This window comes from Achromobacter agilis (assembly GCF_900496965.1).
Classification (GTDB): domain Bacteria; phylum Pseudomonadota; class Gammaproteobacteria; order Burkholderiales; family Burkholderiaceae_B; genus Achromobacter; species Achromobacter agilis.
Window position 1 is genome coordinate 157,496 of sequence record NZ_UFQB01000012.1, and the last position, 19,521, is coordinate 177,016.

Here is a 19,521-nt window from a genome sequence, read left to right on the forward strand (position 1 = left end):
AATTCTCAATCTGCCGGCCTGCCGCTCTCCCCGCGCATAAGCCCTTGAAATAACTGACGGTTATGAAATTCCCTAAGGAAAACCCCATTAGGGAATTTGCTTATGCGCTTTAATTATTTGCAAAGCGCATACTTGGCGCGCAAGAATTCGTCCTTGGCATAGATCAATACAGATGGAACTTCGTCAACTCGAGGCCTTCGCGGCCGTCATGTCCACGGGCAGCGTCACGGCTGCCGGACGGCTGCTTGGACGCTCGCAACCGGCGATCAGCCGGTTGCTGCAGGAACTGGAAGCCGAGATCGGCTATCCCCTGTTCGCGCGCAGCGGCCCGCGGGTAACGCCCACCGAGCAGGGCTTTCTGCTGTATGACGATGTGGAGCGCGCGCTGGCCGGCCTGCAGCAGATCCGCAACCGCGCCGACGAGATCGCCCGCGGCCAGGCCCAGCCGCTGCTGATGGCCGCCACGTCCGCCCTGGCGGCGGGGCTGGTGCCGGATGCGCTCAAGCGCATCGAGAACCAGATCGGCGCCGCGCGCATCCAGCTGCGCAGCGCCTCCCCCGAACGCGTGGTGCACGCCGTGCTATCGGGCGCCGCACAACTGGGCGCGACCAGCCTGCCGCTGGAACACCGCGGCCTGACGGTGCACTGGATCGGGCAAGCCCCCTGTGTGGCCGCGCTGCCGGAAGACGATCCGCTGGCCCAGCAAACCGTAGTGCCCGTAGCCGCGTTAGCCGGGCGCCGCATGATCACGATGGCCAACCCCTATCGGCTGCGCCGCCGCCTGGACGCGGCGCTGGCGCAGAACGCCCAGACGCCGGCCACCCTGGAAACCAATTCGTCCGTCAACGCCCTGGCCGCCGTGCGCGCCGGACTGGGCGTGTCGGTGCTGGAACCGATCACCGCCTACGGCGCCCCCATGCCGGGCGTGGCGATCCGCCCCATCGATCTGGACATCCCCTTTTTCTTCGGGGTCATCACCCCGCAGTCGCAAACGCTGACGCCGGCCTGCCAGGCCATGGCGGACGCGCTGGCGCAAGCCGCCGCGGCCCTGCTGCCCGGCTTTGTGCTGCACGACGCCTGCGAGCATTCGGCGCTATTGCAGTCGATCTACGGTGACGATGCCCCTCTTTCGGAATCCCCTGCTATATGAATCAGCCTGTAGCCACCCCGCCGCAAGGCCTAGCCGCGCTGGAAGCGCGCCTGCGCCAGGACCTGTCGTGGCTGGAAATCCCCGCCAAGAACTGGGTCACGCCCCGGCATGTCGACGGCCAGCAGGTGCTGGACGTGGCCATCGTCGGCGGCGGCATGGCCGGGCTGGCGGCGGCGGCGTCGCTGACGCACCTGGGCGTCAATGCGCCCATATTCGACCAGGCGCCCGAAGGCTATGAAGGCCCCTGGGCCACCACCGCCCGCATGGAAACATTGCGTTCGCCCAAGCAACTGACCGGCCCCGCGCTCGGCCTGCCCGCCCTGACCTTCCGCGCCTGGTTCGAGGCCCAGTTCGGATCCGAGGCCTGGGAAGCGCTGGACAAGATCCCGCGCCTGCAGTGGATGGACTACCTGCGCTGGTACCGCCGCGCGCTGAACCTGGACGTGCGGAACGAGCACCGCATTCTTGCCGTGCTGCCGCGCGCCGACAAGCTGGTCCAGCTCGATATCGAATCCCCCGCCGGGCGCAGCACGGTGCTGGCGCGCCGCGTGGTGCTGGCCACCGGCCGCGACGGCCTGGGCGGCGCCTATGTGCCTGATTTCGCGAAGAAACTGCCGCGCAGCCGCTGGGCGCACTCGTCCGACGTCATGGACTACAACACGCTCGCGGGCAAGCGCGTGGGCGTGGTGGGCGCAGGCGCCTCCGCGATGGACAGCGCGGCCACCGCGCTGGAAGCGGGCGCCGCCAGCGTGGACCTGCTGATCCGCCGCAACGACATTCCCCGCGTCAACAAGGGCAAGGGCGCGGGCAACCCCGGCCTCACCCACGGCCACCTGACGCTTCCCGATGAATGGAAGTGGAAGATCCGCCACTACATCAACGCCGCCCAGGTGCCGCCGCCGCGCGGCAGCACGCTGCGCGTGTCGCGCCACCCCAATGCCCGCTTCAACCTGGGCGCAGGCGTGCAGGACCTGGCCCTGGTGGACGACGAGATCCGCGTCACCACCCCCAAGGGCGTGTTCGCGCTGGATTTCCTGATCTTCTCCACGGGTTTTCGCATCGACTGGACCGCGCGTCCGGAATTCGCCGCGCTGGCGCCGCACGTGCGCGCCTGGGGCGACCGCTACGTGCCGCCGGCCGGTGAGGAAGACCAGGAACTGCATGACTCGCCCGACCTGGGCGCGGTATTCGAATTGCAGGAAAAGATCTCGGGCGCCTGCCCCGGCCTGGACCGCGTGCATTGCTTCTCCTACCCCGCCGCGCTCACCCAGGGCACGATCTCGGGCGACATCCCGGCCATCAGCGAGGGCGCCAAGCGCCTGGCCCAAGGCATCGCCGGCCTGTTCTACCGCGAGGACGTGGAGACGCACTACGCCAATATGGAAGCCTTCTCCGAGCCCGAGGTGTACGGCGACGAGTGGGTCCCAGCCCCGGTCCCAGCCCCGGCGCCCGCCTCCGCCCCGCAATCGGAGACCGCGCAATGACCGGCTGGTTGCTGCGCCGCATCGCGCAAGCCGCAGTGGTGGTCTTCCTGATGACGCTGATCGTCTTCGTGGGCCTGCACGCCATCGGCAACCCCGTGGACATCCTCATCGGCCAGGACGTGGACCAGGTGGACCGTGCCCGCATCATCGCCGAGCTCGGCCTGGACAAGCCGCTGTGGGAGCAGTACCTGGCGTTCCTGAACGGCGCCCTGCACGGCAATCTGGGCAATAGCTTCGTCTACAACATCCCGGCCGTGGAACTGGTGATCCAGCGCCTGCCCGCCACCTTCGAGCTGGCCATCGCCGCCATGATGCTGGCCGTGGTCGTGGGCCTGCCGCTGGGCCTGTACGCGGGCCTGTATCCGGATGGCAGGTTCTCCAAGATGATCATGGCGGGCAGCATCGTCGGCTTCTCGCTGCCGACGTTCTGGATCGCCCTGATGCTGATCATGACCTTCAGCGTCTCGCTGGGCTGGCTGCCGGCCAGCGGCCGCGGCGAAACGGTGGAGTTCCTGGGCTTCCAGTGGTCGTGGCTGACGGCCGACGGCTGGCGCCACCTGATCCTGCCGGCGTTCAACCTGTCGCTCTTCAAGATTTCCCTGGTCATCCGCCTGACGCGCGCCGGCGTGCGCGACGTGCTGCCGCAGGACTTCGTGAAGTTCGCGCGCGCCAAGGGCCTGTCGCCGATGCGCGTGGTCTGTGTGCACGTGCTGCGCAACACCATGATCCCGCTGGTGACGGTGCTGGGCCTGGAGCTGGGCTCCACCATCGCCTTCGCCGTGGTCACCGAGAGCATCTTCGCCTGGCCCGGCGCCGGCAAGCTGATCCTGGACAGCCTGAACGCGCTGGACCGCCCCGTGATCGTGGCCTACCTGATCGTGGTGGTCTTCCTGTTCGTGACGCTGAACCTGATCGTGGACATTCTTTATAAAGTGCTGGACCCGCGGGTGCGGCTGGAGGCCTCGGCATGAGCGCCGTATCTACCCCTACCCCTACCCCTACTCCTACCCCCACTCCCGCCCTGCGCCGCGAATCGCCCTGGCGCCGCAACCTGGCCGAATTCCTCTCGTCCAAGACGGCGGTGCTGGGCCTGGCCGTATCCGTGCTGCTGATCCTGGCCGCCGCGCTGGCGCCGTGGATCGCGCCGCAGAACCCGTACGACCTGCTGCAGATCGACGTGCTGGACGCGCGCCTGCCGCCCGGCACCATGAACGGCCTGGAGACCTTCCATTACTGGCTGGGCACCGATGGCCAGGGGCGCGACCTGCTCTCGGGCATCCTGTACGGCCTGCGCATCAGCCTGGTCGTGGGCGTGGGCTCGGCCCTCATCGCGGGCGTCGTCGGCACACTGCTGGGCCTGCTCGCCGCCTACGCCGGCGGCAAGGTCGACGCGCTGATCATGCGCCTGGTGGACCTGATCCTGTCGTTCCCGTCCATCCTCGTCGCCATGATGATCCTGGCCTACCTGGGCAAGGGCGTGGGCAACGTGGTGCTGACCCTGGTGATCCTGGAATGGGCCTACTACGCCCGCACCGCGCGCGGCCAGGCCCTGGTGGAGCGCCGCCGCGAATACGTCGAGGCCGCTCGCTGCCTGGACATTCCCAACTGGCGGATCATGCTGAAGCACATCCTGCCCAACTGCCTGCCGCCGCTCATCGTCATCGGCACGCTGCAGATCGCGCGCGCCATCACGCTGGAAGCCACGCTGAGCTTCCTGGGCCTGGGCGTGCCCGTGACCGAACCGTCGCTGGGGCTGCTGATCTCCAACGGCTTCCAGACCATGCTGTCCGGCGAATACTGGATCAGTTTCTACCCCGGCATCGCGCTGCTCGTCACCATCGTGGCGATCAACCTGGTGGGCGACCGCCTGCGCGACGTGCTGAACCCGAGGAACCACAAATGACCGCCGCCCGCTCCCCTTCCGGCGCGCCGGCCACGCTGGAAGTGCGCGGCCTGCGCACCCACTTCTTTACCCGCGCGGGCGTGTTGCCCGCCGTTGATGGCGTCTCTTTCACGCTGGAGCGCGGCAAGATCCTGGGCCTGGTCGGCGAGTCCGGCTCGGGCAAGTCCGTCACGGGCTTCTCCATCATGGGCCTGGTGGACGCGCCGGGCCGCGTCGTGGGCGGCGAAGTGCTGTTCCAGGGCCGCGACCTGACCAAGCTGGCGCCGCGTGAATTGCGCAGGCTGCAAGGCAACCGCATCGCCATGATCTTCCAGGATCCGATGATGACGCTGAACCCCGTGCTGCGGGTGGACGCGCAAATGATCGAAACCGTGCGCGCGCACACGAAAATGAGCGTGGCCCAGGCCCGCGAACTGTCGCGCGACACCCTGGGCATGATGGGCATTCCCAGCCCCGAGGAACGCCTGCGGGCCTATCCGCACCAGCTGTCCGGCGGCATGCGCCAGCGCGTGGCCATCGCCATCGCCATGCTGCACCGCCCCGACCTGATCATCGCGGACGAGCCCACCACCGCGCTGGACGTCACCATCCAGGCGCAGATCCTGTCCGAAGTGCAGAAGCTTGCGCAGCAGCACGGCACCAGCCTGATCTGGATCACGCACGACCTGTCGGTGGTGGCCGGGCTGGCCGACGACGTGGCCGTCATGTACGCCGGCCGCATCGTCGAGCACGGCACCGTCGACGACGTGCTGGACCGCCCGCAGCATCCCTACACCGTGGGCCTGATCGACAGCCTGCCCAGTAACAACCAGCGCGGCCAACGCCTGCGCCAGATTCCCGGCATGACGCCCAACCTGCTCAATCTGCCCGCCGGCTGTGCCTTCGCGGCGCGCTGCCCGCGCGCCACCGCCGCCTGCGGCCAGCAGCCTTCGATTACCGACGCCCTGCCCGGACACCGCGTGCGCTGCTTCCACCCCAGCCTCCAGGCCAGCGAGGTAACGGCATGACGACGCCCGCCTCCGCCCCCACCCCGCTGATTGACCTGAGCGGCGTCAGCAAGCGCTTCGGCGAGCGCCGTATCGGCCCCGCCGGCCGCGCCCTGCAACGCCTGGGCTTGTCCAAGCCGCCCGCCATCACCCGCGCCGTCGACAACGTCGACCTGGTGGTCCGGCCCGGCGAAGTGGTCGGCCTGGTCGGCGAATCCGGCTGCGGCAAGTCCACGCTGGGCCGCATCGCGGCCGGCCTCTTGACGCCCTCGGGCGGCGAGATCCGCATCAACGGCGTGCGCCCGGCCGACATGAACGCCGCCCAGGCTCACGCCGCGCGCCTGCGCGTGCAGATGATTTTCCAGGACCCCTACGCCAGCCTCAATCCGCGCCTGCGCGTGGACGAGATCGTGGGCGAAGCGGCCCGCATCCATGGGCTGGTCGGCAACGGCGACTTCGACGACTACGTCAGCGCCCAGATGGAGCGCGCCGGCCTGGACCCGGCGCTGCGCCAGCGCTATCCGCACCAGTTCAGCGGCGGCCAGCGCCAGCGCATCGGCATCGCCCGCGCGCTGGCGGTGCAGCCCACCATGCTGGTGTGCGACGAAGCCGTGGCCGCGCTGGACGTGTCCATCCAGGCGCAGATCCTGAACCTCTTCATGGACCTGCGCGAAGACCTGGGGCTGACCTATCTCTTCATCAGCCATGACCTGGGCGTGGTCGAACACCTGTCCGACCGCGTCGTGATCATGTACCTGGGCCGCGTCGTGGAAACGGCCACGGTGGAGGAAGTGTTCCGCCGCCCCAACCACCCGTACACGCAAGCCCTGCTGGCCGAGATCCCCAGCCTGAAATCGCGCCACAAGACCTTTACCGCGATCAAGGGCGAGATCCCCAGCCCGCTGAACCCGCCCGGCGGCTGCCATTTCCATCCGCGATGTCCGCATGCGATGCCGCGCTGCAAGACCGAGGTTCCCACGCTGAAGGGAATCGCCATCAACCACCTCAGCGCCTGTCACCTGAACGACATGGCGTGAACGCATCCGCCGCGGCGCCCGCGCCGCGGTTTCTCGAATAACCGCTCGTTCCCCCTATACCAAGGACTCCGAACATGAAACGCCTGATTCTCACCACCCTGACCGCCGCCATCCTCGGCGCTTCCGCCGCCGCCAGCGCGGACGACCTGTCCATCGGCTTCGCCGACCCGCTGTCGTCCCTGGACCCGCAGCTGAACAACCACGCCGGCGACCGCTCGGTGGCCCTGCACTTCTGGGACCTGCTGATCGAGAACAAGTGGAACAAGCTGCAGCCCGGCCTGGCCGTCAGCTGGAAGCCGCTGGACGACAAGACCTGGGAATTCAAGCTGCGCGAAGGCGTCAAGTGGCAGGACGGCACGCCGTTCACCGCCGATGACCTGATCTATTCCTATACCCGCGCGCGCGCCGTGCCGGGCAGCGTGGCCACCTATGCCGGCTACCTGCGCACCATCGACACGATGACCGCCAAGGACCCGCTGACCCTCATCGTCAAGACCAAGGCCCCCAACCCCGACCTGCCGCTGAACCTGGCCTCGGTGCACGTGGTCAGCAAGCACGTGGGCGAGAAGTCCGCCACGGAAGACTACAACTCGGGCAAGGCCATGGTCGGCACCGGCCCCTACAAGTTCGTGTCCTACACCCCCGGCGACCGCGTCATCATGGAACGCAACGACGCCTACTGGGGCGACAAGCAGATCTGGGACAAGGTCAACTACCGCTACATCAACAACGCCGCCGCCCGCACCGCCGCGCTCCTGGCCGGCGACGTGGACGTGATCGACAAGGTGTCGGTGTCTGACCTGGCCAAGCTGCAGAAGGCTTCGAACATCTCGGTCTATCCGTACGACGGCCTGCGCGTCATGCTGCTGCAACCCAGCTTCAACCCCGCGCCCAACCAGTACATCACCGACAACAACGGCAAGCCGCTGGACAAGAACCCGCTCCTGGACGTGCGCGTGCGCCAGGCGCTGAACCTGGCCATCAACCGCAAGGCCATCGCCGACCGCATCCTGCAGGGCGCCGCCACCGAAGCCAACCAGTGGATGCCCAAGGGCACCTTCGGCTACAACCCCGAGGTCAAGGACATCCCCAACGACGTCGCCCAGGCCAAGAAGCTGCTGGCCGAAGCCGGCTTCCCCGACGGCTTCAAGCTGACCATGCACGTGCCCAACGACCGCTACCCGCAGGGCCCGGAAACGGCCCAGGCCGTGGCGCAGTTCTGGACCCGCATCGGCGTGAAGACCCAGGTGGAAGTGGTGCCATGGGCCGTGTATTCGGGCCGCGCCAACAAGAACGAATTCGCCGTCAGCATGCTGGCCTGGGGCAACGGCACCGGCGAAGGCAGCTACGCGCTGGTCAACATCCTGGCCACCGCCGACGCCAAGAAGGGCCTGGGCGCCTCGAACTGGGGCCGCTACAGCAACGCCAAGGTCGACACCGCCCTGGAGCAGTCCACCTCGGAATTCGACGTGGCCAAGCGTGAAGCCATCCTGCGCGACTCCGTCAAGATCGTGTCGGACGACGTGGGCATCATCCCGCTGTTCCACTACAAAAACATCTGGGCCACCAAGAAGGGCCTGAAGGTCACCCCCATGACCAGCGACCGCACGGCCGCCATGATGGTGACCAAGGACTCCGGCAAAGACTCGGGCAAATAAGCCATGGCCCTTACTCTTTCCATCACCCCCGCGGACGCGCTGATCGACGTGCCGCGCCACATCCGGGTCGATCACGCCCAGCCCGGCCAGACGGTGGAGATCACCGCGCTGACCCGCCGCAAGGGCGTGCTCTGGCAAAGCCAGGCCGCCTTCGTGGCGGATGCGCACGGCACCGTCGACCTGAGCCGGGACGCCCCCGCGTCCGGCGACTACGCCGGCGTCGCCCCCATGGGCCTGATCTGGTCGCAGTCGCCCGTGGACTCGCCCAGCCGCGAACAGTTCAACCTGCCGGTCGCCGAGCCCCTGGTCACCGACGTGGTGGCGCGCGCCGGCGGCGCGCAGGCCCAGGCCAGCTTCATCCAGCGCCTGGCGTGCGAGGGCGTCACCCGCCAGGACGTGCGCGAGGAAGGCCTGGTCGGCACGCTGTACCTGCCGCCCGGCGCCGGCCCTGGAACGCACCCCGCCGTCATGATCCTGAACGGCTCGGGCGGCGGCATCAACGAACCGCGCGCCGCGCTCTACGCCTCGCGCGGCTACGCCGCCTTCGCGCTCGCCTACTTCAAGGCGCCCGGCCTGTCGGACTACATCTCCAACACCCCGCTGGAATACTTCCAGACCGGCCTGCGCTGGCTGCGCAAGAAGGTCCAGCCCAAGCACGACTTCGTCGCCATCAGCGGCCAGTCGCGCGGCGGCGAACTGGTGTTGCTTCTGGGCGCCACATTCCCCGAGGAAGTCTCGGCCGTCGTCGCCTACGTGCCCGGCGCCGTCGTCCACAGCGGCCAGAACGCCTGCGACCCCAAGATCGGCCGCGAAGGCCCCACCTGGCTCTTGGGCGGCAAGCCCATCCCCCACGTCTGGGAGAACAACCGCACGGCCACCTGGGCCCCCTTCGACGAAGGCCCCGCCCCGCACCGCCACGAGAAAGCCATCCTCACCGCCCTGCAAGACCCCGACGCCGTGGCCCGCGCCCGCATCAAGGTCGAGGACATCCAGGGCCCCGTCATCATGCTGTCCGGCACCGACGACGGTTCCTGGCCGTCCAGCCTGTACTCCAAGATGGTCAAGGACAAGCTGGCCGAGGTGAAGCACCCCTACCCGGTCCAATGGCTGGACTACGAGAACGGCGGGCACTCCATCCTGTTCCCGTACGTGCCCACCACCCAGCACGTCTACGCCCACCCCGTGTCCGGCAAGATCAGCACCAGTGGCGGCACCCCCAAAGACAACGCCCGCGCCGACCAGGAATCCTGGGAAGGCGTGCTGAAGTTCCTGGACGCCGCCGTCCGCGCCCGCGCCGCCTGAGAGAAACAAGGAGATCCCGCATGGCTGAACCCATCGTCTACAACGTCACCGACGACCTGGTCGATCGCCTGATCGCCCTGGCGCCCGGCAGCAAGACCTACGAAGCGCGCCACCAGCGCGAGAAAGTCGCCGCCGCCACCCAAGGCAGCTACGACGCCCTGTTCGACCCCGCCCTGCCCGGCCTGTCGCTGGCCGAGCGCCTGCTGGTCGCGCTGTACGCCACCCGCATCACCCCCTCGCCCGTCCTGGCCGCGCACTACCGCGCCCGCCTGACCGACGCCGGCGCCACCCCGGCCGACATCGCCGTCGCCGAATCCGGCAAGCCCGCCGACGCGTCCACCCCGCGCCTGGCCGCCATCCTCGAATACACGCGCAAGCTGATCGAGAAGCCCGTCGAAGGCGACGAAGCCGCGCTCAAGACCCTGCCCGCCGCCGGCGTCTCCACGCCCGCCGTGGTCACCCTGTCGCAGCTCATCGCCTTCCTGTCCTACCAGGTCCGCCTCGTCGCCGGCTTGGAAGCCATGAAGGCCCTGGAAGGCCAGCCCAGCCGCGCCGCCGGCAACCCGCCCGCGCCCTTCCCGCCCAACACCGCCGCCACCGCGCCCGGCGCCGTCATCAAGGCCCACGGCTTCACCAACGAAAGCCTGGAATGGAAGGCCTGGCTCGATGTCGTCAACGTCGAAACCGCCACGCCCGAACAGGTTGCCGTCCTGGAAGAAAGCCACCCCAAGGCCAAGGTCTCGGACTACTACCTGTTCCTGGTCCACCAACCCGAAATCCTGCGCCAGCGCTCCACCGCCTTCAACGCCATCATGTACGCGCCCGGCGGCCTGTCCCGCGCCGAACGCGAACTGGGCGCCACCGTCGTGTCCCGCGTCAACGGCTGCGTCTACTGCGCCTCGGTCCACGCCCAGCGCTTCGAGCAGCTGGCCAAGCGCAACGACGTCATCGCCCTGGTCTTCGAAGACCCCGCCACCGCAGGCACCACGGCGCGTGAACTGGCGATTGGCAAGTTCTCCATCCAGATCACCGACGCCCCCGCGACGGTGAACGCCGACAGCATCCAGGCCCTGCAGGACGTGGGCCTGAACGAAGGCGAAGTCCTGGACCTGCTGCACTCGGACGCGATCTTCGCGTGGGCGAATCGCCTGATGCTGAACCTGGGCGAGCCGGTATTCCCGCAGGCGTGATCTCAGTGTCTGACACCCGTACGAGCAGAACTTCAAACATGGACCACTGCTTGCGGGTGTCAGACACAAATCCAACTTGAAGCGCTGCCCAGACTCAGTGTCTGACACCCCACGCGCAGACCTTCAAACATGACCCCCTGCTCCCGGGTGTCAGACACAAATCAACCATCGCCGTACACTGGTCCCAGCGGCCTCCCCGCCGCCAGCCATCCTGCCGCCCGTCCCACTTCGGCCCGCCGCGGCAGACGCCCACGCGAACAAGACACGGAGCCCAGCCATGGACCACGACCTTGACGCCATGACGCGCGAGCAGCTCATCAGCGAAATCAGAAAACTGCGCGCCGGCGTGCGCGCCCACCGCGACGCCACCGGCCACGACCTCTGTTGGCACCATCCACAACTATGGGACCTGCTGCCCGAACAAGCCGGCAAGCCTCCCATCGTCCCCGCCTGGCCTCAGTTCATGCGAGGCTGCATCGCCTACCGCGCATCGCTCGACGCCCAATGCCCGGGCGCTGCGCGTAGCGAACAGGAATACGGCGGCGGGCCCTGAGCAGCACGACGGCCCCTATAGAAGCGTTAAACTGCCACTTTCCGCCTTCCCCTGCGCCCCGCCCATCGCGGGGCGCATTGCCTTACCCCATGTCCGACAAAACCCACGACATCCGCCCCGGCCAGTCGATCGAACTGCTCAAGGCCCTGCACATCCTGACCCGCGACGGCAAGATGAACCAGGACAGCCGCCGCAAGCTCAAACAGGTCTACCACCTGTTCCAGTTCATCGAACCGCTGCTCAAAGACGTCCAACAACAACGCGGCGCCGTCACCCTCGCCGACCACGGCGCGGGCAAGTCGTACCTGGGCTTCATCCTGTACGACCTGTTCTTCAAGGAACAGCCCGAGGCGCTGAAGAACGGCTCCCACATCTACGGCATCGAAACCCGCGAAGAACTGGTGAAGTCATCGGAAGAACTGGCCAAGCGCCTGGGCTTCACCGGCATGTCGTTCCTGAACCTCTCGGTCGCCGACTCCATCACCTCGGACAAACTACCCGCCACAATCGACGTCGTCACCGCTCTGCACGCCTGCAACACCGCCACCGACGACGCGATCCACTTCGCCTTGGAGAAGAAGGCCAAGTACATCGTGGTCGTCCCCTGCTGCCAGGCCGAAGTGGCTTCCGTACTGCGCAAGAACAAAGCCAAGGCGCTGGCCGATCCGCTGGCCGAGATCTGGCGGCATCCGCTGCATACGCGGGAGTTCGGGAGTCAGATCACGAATGTGCTGCGCTGCCTGCAACTGGAAGCCCACGGCTACCAGGTCAGCGTGACCGAGCTGGTCGGGTGGGAACATTCGATGAAGAATGAACTCATCATTGCGCAATACAAGGATTTGCCGCGCAGGAAGCCGGCTGAGCGGCTGACGGAGATGCTGGAGCGGATTGGCTTGCAGGAATTGAAGGATCGGTTCTTCCTGCCGGAGCCGACGACGGCGGCCTGAGAAGCGGCCGCCATGTTCCGCTAGCGGGAAAGGCTCGATCTAGGGATCAGTCGCCAGAGCTACGGCGCAAGCGATCGGTTGAATTCTTGTTCAGGCGCTGCGCTTCGGATTCCGCGTAGTCTTCCTCGCCCTGTTCGTACTGGCCTTCATACATGCAGCTGCTGCGGTACCACGCGCACTCGTTGCCTATTGAACAACCCGAAGTCAGCGCGGAGAGAAACAGGATGATGCTGCAGCGGCTTAAGGTTTGAATCGACATATCTCTCCCTGGTGATTGATGGGTAGTGTAGGAGATGGAGATGGCGAATTCGGGTGGAGTCGGAAACGGATACGTTTGATCACGAGTGAATTGATCATTGCGCGGCAGAAGGATTTGCCGAGGAAAAGCCTTCCGAGCAGTTGACCGAGGCGCCTGAACGCATTGGGTTGCAGGCGTTGAAAGATCGGCTCTTCTTGCCGCAAAGTACATGAAAATTGACAAAAGACCGCACACGGTCCTTTTGTTTTTGAGCGCTCTTCTCAGAAAGGGACGAAAATGCCACCTTTGGCACTGCTGCCAATATGCGTTGCGCCTATACTCGCCCTGCGATCGCACCAACGATCCTCCGGATTGACAGCCGGAATCAACAGGAGCGGACAGCCGCTGCAATAGCGGCGTTTTTACGTCCGTAGGCCGACGCACGTCCCTGCTATGGGCGGGCCTAGGCTGGGGCACGTTCGCGTGCGCCGGTTACTCCTGTTACCGGTCTGTCAACCCGGCCTTGTGCCCGCCCACCCCGATTGACAGCGGGGCGCGGGTTCCATACCCAACAGGAGCCTGCCATGAACGACCACCCCTACACCCTTGACCGCTGGGCCACGCCGGATGATCCGGAGATTGGCTCCATTCGCTTTGCGGACCTTCGGAAAATAGAACGAGCTTGCCAGGGAATCTGGGCCATTGCGCGGATCGTGGGTAATAGCGCGAACGAACCGGAGAGTACTGGCGCGCAACCGCTGGATCCATGGGTGACTTCCAATTTGCTAGGCGGGATTGAGAGTCTTTGCGATCATGTTGCGGATCTGGTGGGGACAGCGCTTCATGGCGTGCAGGTAGCCATTGGATTCGCCGATGACGAAAATTCGGTTCATTAATTCGAACGGCTGGCGCGAATTGGCATCGCTCGGATGTCAATTCGCCGTAGTGCTGCCAAAGTACGAGAAATGCGAAGGTCGGCATTCGGCCAGAAGCGGACGGCCGATGATTCCGGATATGCTATTTCCACATATCAACCAACCCGAGATTCCAGTTTCCGGCGAAATGATGGCGAACGTTCGGGCAGGCTATGAGCAACGACTATGCGACCTCGTCGAATCCTCTGAGCAACTGATGGCAGCGCTGCGGGCGGTTCGCTGCCTTGGTTTACCCTCGTGGTGCATCGGTGCAGGGGCCATCAGATCCTTGGTTTGGGATAACTTGCATGGCTTTCAGGTGCCATCGAACGTGGATGACGTGGACGTCGCGTACTTTGATGCCGAAGCGCCTCTAGCTCTGGATGCCGAACTTCAAGAGCGGCTGCATCTTCTCCTTCCCTCGCTCACTTGGGAAGTGACAAACCAGGCCAGAGTGCACGAGTGGTTCGCAGAAGCCCTCGGCCAGGTGATTTCACCCCTAACGTCTTTGGACGATGGGCTGGCCACTTGGCCAGAGTTCGCCACCTGCGTTGGCATTTACCTGGACGGTGATGAATCATTGAAGGTCATAGCGCCGTACGGATTGAATGACCTGTTTGAACTGCGAGTTCGGCACAACTCTCGTCGGGCGAGCGTCTCAACGTTTATGCACCGTGTGAATTCCAAGCGATTCAGCCACCGATGGCCTCGGCTTTCGATCTGTACTCCCTGACCGCACATAGGGCTGCTGTGGGCAGTTCTTGACCGCAAAATCTTCTTAGCTTGGCGACGATGCCGTCAAACTCGGTGGTGCGATGCGTTGATGATGGCATGTAACCAAATTTACGTTCATAATCTTGGCTTATGCAAGCTGAGTCCATATTGCCAAAATTAGGCGCCGCAGGTGGGGTTGAGCCGCTGCTTCGCTGGGCCGGCAGCAAGAAGAAGCTGCTTCCAGTACTGCTCACTGCCGCACCCCACAACGCTGACCGCTACATCGAGCCATTCGCGGGCTCGGCTGTGCTGTTCCTGCGCCTGGGTACTGGCAACGCGATCCTTGGCGACTTGAACGAGGCGCTGATCGAGACTTATCGCACCGTCCAGCGCTACCCGCGCGCTGTGTGGGAACGGGCATCCATTTTGGGCAACACTCCAGATGACTACTATGCGATTCGCGCGATCCCGAGAGATCGCCTGAACGCCTTCGAGCGCGCAGCACAGTTCGTTTACCTCAACCGCTACTGCTTCAATGGGGTGTATCGGACCAACCGCGCAGGCCAATTCAACGTGGCGCGTGGAAAGGGTCACCTCTTCATGCCCGACCTCGATTCGTTCAAGGCATTCTCTGGCCGACTGAAGACGGCCGACCTGCGCTGCAGCGACTTCGAAGAAATCCTGTCCGAGGCTGGAAGCGGCGATTTCGTATATCTCGACCCGCCCTATGCGCTGGGTGACAAGCGCGACCGGGGTGAATACGGCTGCGATGCCTTCCGCGAGAAGGACGAACGTCGCCTGATCGCAGCACTTCGATCTGCCGACCGCCGCGGCGCTAAGATCCTGCTGTCCTATTCCCCGGCCACAACCGTGCTGCAAGGCCTTAGGAAGTGGCGGCGCCATGACCTTACTGTTGCGCGCAACGTCGCAGGCTTCACAGCGGCCCGGAGGTCTGCCGACGAAGTTCTGCTGTCGAACTACGACTGGCTGCGCGGTTAGCATCCCGGCCAACCAATATTCAAGGGAGCTCGTCGCGGTGGAGGACGTTACCGAACAACAGAAGGACACCGTCGAGGCCGTTTTTGCAATCCTGGGGGATCCGCACTTCACCGAAGAGCACGGATCCCATCTCAAGATCAAGAAGAACGGTGAACTGGCCAGTAACATTCCGACCACTAACCCATGGGCGGGGCTCACCGAGTTGGTTGCTTCTCAGAGATTGGAAGCGGACGCGATCTTGTGCCCGGGCGACATCGCCTTCCAGAGCAGCCCCACGACACTGTCTGCCGGGTGGAAGCATCTGGTCGACTTGGGCCAACTCATGAACTGCGAGCACGTGGTGTGCGCTACAGGCAATCACGACGTAACATCACGCAGCCAAGCCGAGACGTTTAAGAAGGCGGTAATACGCAACCTCAGAGCCGGCTACGGCCCGTTCGAGCAGCTCAAATGTCTGCACCCGCCCTATCCGTCGGTGACCCGCGACGACGCTGATCACCAGCAGGGACGGGACCATCGCATTCGCTATTTCGGCGCCGGGCTATTGCTAGTAATGGCAGCCAAGTATCAAATACTGATCGTGAACAGTTGCGGCGAGCACGGTCACGACGAGTTCGAGCATGAACGAGGCACCTTCCCTCAGTCGGCCGTCAACGAACTCAAGGTCGCGCTGACCCAGTGCGATCCCACGAGGATCAGCGTGGCCATCATGCACCACCCCCCTGAGTCGCATACGCAGGATGGAGCCGGCGCCCACGATTTCGTCGACAACGGACAGGAATTACTGAAGCTGTTGGCCGATCAGGGCGACTGGCTGGTGGTGCATGGTCACAAGCATGAGGCTCGACTGGGCCACGCATCCGGAAGCGGCCTTCAGCCCGTCGTTTTCGGCGCCGCCAGTCTGGCAATCCATATTGAGGCAGTAAAAGGCACCGTGAGGAACCAGTTCTACCTGCTCAAAGTCCGCCTGGAACCCCGGGGACTAACGGGCCGGTTCCAAACCTGGGACTGGTCCACCGGGCGTGGCTGGGAGCCGGCCCGACCGGACGGTGATGGCATCTACGACGGCGCGACTTTCGGCGCACGAGACCCGGGGCGCGTGATCACCGACATCGCGGCGCTGGCGCCATTGCCTATGGATTGGGACGAAGTCATTCGCAGGGTGCCTGACGCTGGCCTATTGCCACCAGAAGCCCGCAACCAAGTCCGCGAGCGCCTGCGCGCTCGACACCGCTTGCATATCCAAGTCGATATCAAGAACGGTCAGTGGAAGAAGCTTGAAAAGGCAGCCCCATGAGTCGCCAAACCTTCCTCGAACCCTTCAACGCCAAGGCGATGTCCTATTACGAGGTGGCAAGGACGTTTGTTCCGTCCACGAAGTTCACCCAGCTAGCTGGCGCTTGGAATTCGGTGCTAGTGGGGCCGCGAGGCGGAGGCAAAACGACGCTATTCAAGATGCTCAGCGTGGAAGGACAAGAAGCCTGGACCGGAGCCACCGCCGAGCCATACAAGCAGACAGTCGGCTACACGGGCGTGTACGTTCCCTCGGACATCGCCTGGGGCACGATGCTTGAATCGCTGATCGAGGCCGGTCAAGACGAAACCATCGGCGTCCTGTTCTCTGAGGCAGCTTTTGTCACACACGTGCTGCTCTCCGTAGCAAGCGCCATGGACCGATATGCGGAGCTAAACCCCGTGCTTCGTCTTGAGCCTGGCGTCGATAATACGACGGGCAAACCGACACAGGCTGACCTGGAGCGGGTCGTAGCGACGATCGCGAAGCTATGGAAGGTCCAGCCCGTATCGCTATCCCCGACCAGTTTGGTCGATGCCCTTAGGGAACGGCTGCTTGACATCAAGCGCGACGCCCGGCTTCGGGCCAAACTAAAGCACACCGGCCGCCCAAATCAGGGATACCTGGGCATTGATATGCTGGAGTCCGCCTCGCAAGCGCTGCAGGCCTTTGATGCTGCCTATCGCAGGCCGGACCACCGCTGGTGCCTGCTGCTCGATGAATTCGAGGTGGCGCCCATGCACCTGCAAAAGACGGTGCTGGCCGCGATGCGGGCAAGCGGTGCGCATAAGCTCCTATTGAAGGTAGCGCTGGCTCCTTGCGGCCCAGACCTACTCTACGACCAGCAGGGCAATGCCCTACCCAGCCAGAACAATGACGTGCAGCAGGTCCAGCTGTGGTATGCAGATAAGACCGAGGCCATCGAGTTCTGCCAGCAGGTATTTTTGTCACGCAGCAGCAACTACTCTGCGCTCGCTGGCAAGATGCCGAACGATGTCTTCGGCACCTCGGCCTACGCCGTGGTCGACGACAGCGAAGACGTCGCGCAGCTGGGCCTGTTCACCTTAACAGGACGCAATAAGAAACAGGTTACAGAGCAGTTCCAAGCGCTAGCCCAGAAAGATCCAACCTTTCGTGAGTTTCTGCACCGCAAGCAGATCGACCTGTCGCTTGAGTTGGGAATGCAGCCCGGCGACCTCAACGGCAATACACTGCGCAAGGTTGCGCCATTGGTAGCTTTCCGCAATGCCTACAAGGGAAAGGGCGATGGCAAGAAGCGCGGCGTCAAGCCGTTCAACGCGGCCTACTCCGGGTGGGAGTCCATCGCGGCGATCAGCGAGGGGAATCCACGGTGGCTGATTGGTCTGATCACGCGAATCATGTCAAACAGCGACCAGATCCACTTCCCGGTACCAACACCGCAGCAGACTGCAGCGGTGCAATGGAACTGCCAGCGCTACGCGGAAATGTTGCAGTCCGTCGCCAACGAACAGTTCGGCTCTATTAAGACGTCCACGCCAATCTACGACGTACTGTCCAAGATCGGTGATTACTTCCACGACCGTCTCGTCAGGGCGACCTTCGTCGAAGACCCGCCCATGTCGTTCATTGTTGATGAACGAGTCAGCGACGACGTGGAACATGCCCTGCGGATCGCCGTGAACCATGGTGCAATCGTCTGCTATCAGATCGCGGCGGACGTCGGTGGATTTCGCACCCTGCGCGGCCTGCGATTCCGTCTGACCTATTTGCTCGCCCCGGTCTTCAAATTACCGATGCGGAAATCGAAGTCGGTATCACTCTCGACCATCTTGGAGGCTAAGCCGGATACACCTGTCAGCCTCGACGATCCCGCCGCAAATCTAGCCGAGAAATCGATCCAGAGAGACCTATGGGACAACTAGTCGTCCGCAACCTGAAGCAGAAGAAAATCGAGGGCAAAGAGCCGACAACAAGCCTCAACGAGGCCTTCTCGCTTGTGATCCTGGCCGCGGACTCCGGTTCGCGACGCGGCCACATGTTCAATCTGCTACGGGCCGAAATCGGCAAGAATGGCTCGCGGGTAGTCTCCGTCTGCGACACTCCTGCAACCAGTGACCAAAAGTCGCTGCGCCATCAGCAGGTCGAGCAGCTGACATGCTCCGCAACCTGTGACACGGTCCGCACTCTGACGCGTGATGAGGATGGAGTCGCATCAATTCTTGTCGACCTTTCATGCCTGACCCGACAGCACATCGGTGCCCTCTTTGCTGCGGTCAAGGATCTGGCCACAGAAGGGCCAGTCGAGTTGCAGATAACCTACAGCTTGGCGCGGTTCGTGAAGCCACCAGTGAGCTGGTCGACGGCCATTCGACGAATCGCCCCGGTGAACAGCGAGTTCGCAGGCTGGACAGCCGCCCCAGACAGTCCGATCGAGTTGGTCATCGCCCTCGGCTATGAGAAAGGCAAAGCCATCGGCGCGGCGGAATATCTGGAGCCAGGCGACACTTGGCTCTTAGTGCCAACATCTCCTGAGGGAGAATATTTCCGCGAGGTCCATCTCCAGAACAAAGAGCTACTGCTTGATAAGACCAGACAGTTGGAATACGAGGTTCTCTCGCCCGTCGACGCCTATCACACGCTGCTATCGTTGGTGCGCGGCATGCGCAACGTAGCGCGCCCGATCCTGTTGCCATTCGGCCCGAAAATCTTTTTTGGGCTGTCACTCCTGGTTGCGATGGTCATCGACGAAGCTGCCGTCTGGTTTGTCGACGGCGAGAACACCAGCAGCTCCGATATGAGTCAGCCATCGCTGCATGCGGTGATCATGGGCTGCCGCATCGAGCCCGCCTCGGAAACCGCCGCTAACACTTAACCGTCGGGGTGGGCACATCGCCTTGACTCCAGAGCACCCTTGCTAAGAATTACTAATGCTGACCGACCGAGATCGCTGCACAGCAGAAACTGCCGGGGGCTGCTCGAATGACTGCATTGGGTCGGATAGCGACCCTCCGTAGGAGCACACTGAATCTCCCTTTACGCGAAAGGAGATTGTCATGGAATCCGCGAATGTCACCGTTGGCTGTCGTGTGCCATTGACCTGCCCCCAGACTTAGTACGGCACCGACATAGAGTCCAGGGTTAAAAACCGTTGTTGCCGATGCGCCTGAGCA

General features: G+C 64.1%; 18 protein-coding genes. 17 read left to right on the forward strand and 1 reads right to left on the reverse strand.

The features are described 5' to 3' along the window. The first annotated feature begins 172 nt into the window (after nucleotides 1–172). The 11 genes from AGI3411_RS15985 (at nucleotide 173) to AGI3411_RS16035 (ending at nucleotide 12,210) form a co-directional block, all read left to right on the forward strand. On the forward strand, nucleotides 173–1,150 hold the full coding sequence (locus AGI3411_RS15985) for a LysR family transcriptional regulator (protein ID WP_129528353.1): 978 nt from the start codon (nucleotides 173–175) through the stop codon (nucleotides 1,148–1,150). Then, entirely contained in the window at nucleotides 1,147–2,634 is a 1,488-nt protein-coding gene (locus AGI3411_RS15990; RefSeq protein ID WP_129528354.1) for a flavin-containing monooxygenase, read from the forward strand. Before AGI3411_RS15985 ends, AGI3411_RS15990 begins: the two co-directional genes overlap by 4 nt. Beyond that, nucleotides 2,631–3,605, forward strand: a complete 975-nt coding sequence (locus AGI3411_RS15995; protein WP_043547805.1) for an ABC transporter permease — start codon at nucleotides 2,631–2,633, stop codon at nucleotides 3,603–3,605. The genes AGI3411_RS15990 and AGI3411_RS15995 overlap by 4 nt, the downstream gene beginning before the upstream one ends. Next, nucleotides 3,602–4,537 carry an ABC transporter permease gene (locus tag AGI3411_RS16000; protein WP_129528355.1) on the forward strand — a complete coding sequence of 312 codons (936 nt, stop codon included), beginning with the start codon at nucleotides 3,602–3,604 and terminating at the stop codon, nucleotides 4,535–4,537. Before AGI3411_RS15995 ends, AGI3411_RS16000 begins: the two co-directional genes overlap by 4 nt. Then, nucleotides 4,534–5,544, forward strand: coding sequence for an ABC transporter ATP-binding protein (locus AGI3411_RS16005; RefSeq protein WP_129528356.1), 1,011 nt, complete (start codon nucleotides 4,534–4,536; stop codon nucleotides 5,542–5,544). Before AGI3411_RS16000 ends, AGI3411_RS16005 begins: the two co-directional genes overlap by 4 nt. After that, the gene (locus AGI3411_RS16010) at nucleotides 5,541–6,560 is read left to right on the forward strand and encodes an ABC transporter ATP-binding protein (protein WP_129528357.1); all 1,020 of its coding nucleotides are present in this window, start codon (nucleotides 5,541–5,543) and stop codon (nucleotides 6,558–6,560) included. The genes AGI3411_RS16005 and AGI3411_RS16010 overlap by 4 nt, the downstream gene beginning before the upstream one ends. A gap of 74 nt (nucleotides 6,561–6,634) precedes the next feature. After that, nucleotides 6,635–8,218 (forward strand): ABC transporter substrate-binding protein, encoded by a 1,584-nt coding sequence (locus AGI3411_RS16015; RefSeq protein WP_129528358.1) that lies wholly within the window; start codon nucleotides 6,635–6,637, stop codon nucleotides 8,216–8,218. 3 nt (nucleotides 8,219–8,221) lie between these two features. Further along, on the forward strand, nucleotides 8,222–9,520 hold the full coding sequence (locus tag AGI3411_RS16020; RefSeq protein ID WP_129528359.1) for an acyl-CoA thioesterase/bile acid-CoA:amino acid N-acyltransferase family protein: 1,299 nt from the start codon (nucleotides 8,222–8,224) through the stop codon (nucleotides 9,518–9,520). Nucleotides 9,521–9,540: 20 nt separating this feature from the next. Continuing rightward, nucleotides 9,541–10,710 (forward strand): CMD domain protein, encoded by a 1,170-nt coding sequence (locus AGI3411_RS16025; RefSeq protein ID WP_129528360.1) that lies wholly within the window; start codon nucleotides 9,541–9,543, stop codon nucleotides 10,708–10,710. A gap of 277 nt (nucleotides 10,711–10,987) precedes the next feature. Further along, nucleotides 10,988–11,263 (forward strand): hypothetical protein, encoded by a 276-nt coding sequence (locus AGI3411_RS16030; protein WP_129528361.1) that lies wholly within the window; start codon nucleotides 10,988–10,990, stop codon nucleotides 11,261–11,263. Nucleotides 11,264–11,352: 89 nt separating this feature from the next. Next, nucleotides 11,353–12,210, forward strand: coding sequence for a class I SAM-dependent methyltransferase (locus AGI3411_RS16035; RefSeq protein WP_129528362.1), 858 nt, complete (start codon nucleotides 11,353–11,355; stop codon nucleotides 12,208–12,210). Nucleotides 12,211–12,256: 46 nt separating this feature from the next. On the opposite strand, the gene AGI3411_RS16040 is transcribed toward AGI3411_RS16035, so the two are convergent. After that, on the reverse strand, nucleotides 12,257–12,469 hold the full coding sequence (locus AGI3411_RS16040) for a hypothetical protein (protein WP_129528363.1): 213 nt from the start codon (nucleotides 12,467–12,469) through the stop codon (nucleotides 12,257–12,259). Between the two features lie 563 nt (nucleotides 12,470–13,032). On the opposite strand from AGI3411_RS16040, the gene AGI3411_RS16045 reads away from it, so the two are divergent. From AGI3411_RS16045 to AGI3411_RS16070, 6 genes are all read left to right on the forward strand, one after another. Then, nucleotides 13,033–13,344 carry a hypothetical protein gene (locus AGI3411_RS16045; protein ID WP_129528364.1) on the forward strand — a complete coding sequence of 104 codons (312 nt, stop codon included), beginning with the start codon at nucleotides 13,033–13,035 and terminating at the stop codon, nucleotides 13,342–13,344. Further along, complete coding sequence (locus tag AGI3411_RS16050) at nucleotides 13,322–14,095, forward strand: nucleotidyltransferase family protein (RefSeq protein WP_341867916.1); 774 nt, start codon at nucleotides 13,322–13,324, stop codon at nucleotides 14,093–14,095. Before AGI3411_RS16045 ends, AGI3411_RS16050 begins: the two co-directional genes overlap by 23 nt. Before the next feature lie 131 nt (nucleotides 14,096–14,226). Beyond that, nucleotides 14,227–15,075: a DNA adenine methylase gene (locus AGI3411_RS16055; protein ID WP_129528365.1), complete on the forward strand. Its 849-nt coding sequence runs from the start codon at nucleotides 14,227–14,229 to the stop codon at nucleotides 15,073–15,075. 37 nt (nucleotides 15,076–15,112) lie between these two features. Further along, nucleotides 15,113–16,372: a metallophosphoesterase family protein gene (locus AGI3411_RS16060; protein WP_129528366.1), complete on the forward strand. Its 1,260-nt coding sequence runs from the start codon at nucleotides 15,113–15,115 to the stop codon at nucleotides 16,370–16,372. Continuing rightward, entirely contained in the window at nucleotides 16,369–18,273 is a 1,905-nt protein-coding gene (locus AGI3411_RS16065) for an ORC-CDC6 family AAA ATPase (protein WP_129528367.1), read from the forward strand. The genes AGI3411_RS16060 and AGI3411_RS16065 overlap by 4 nt, the downstream gene beginning before the upstream one ends. Next, a complete protein-coding gene (locus tag AGI3411_RS16070; RefSeq protein WP_129528368.1) occupies nucleotides 18,261–19,223 on the forward strand; it encodes a hypothetical protein in 963 nt (320 codons plus the stop codon). Before AGI3411_RS16065 ends, AGI3411_RS16070 begins: the two co-directional genes overlap by 13 nt. Nucleotides 19,224–19,521: the final 298 nt, after the last annotated feature.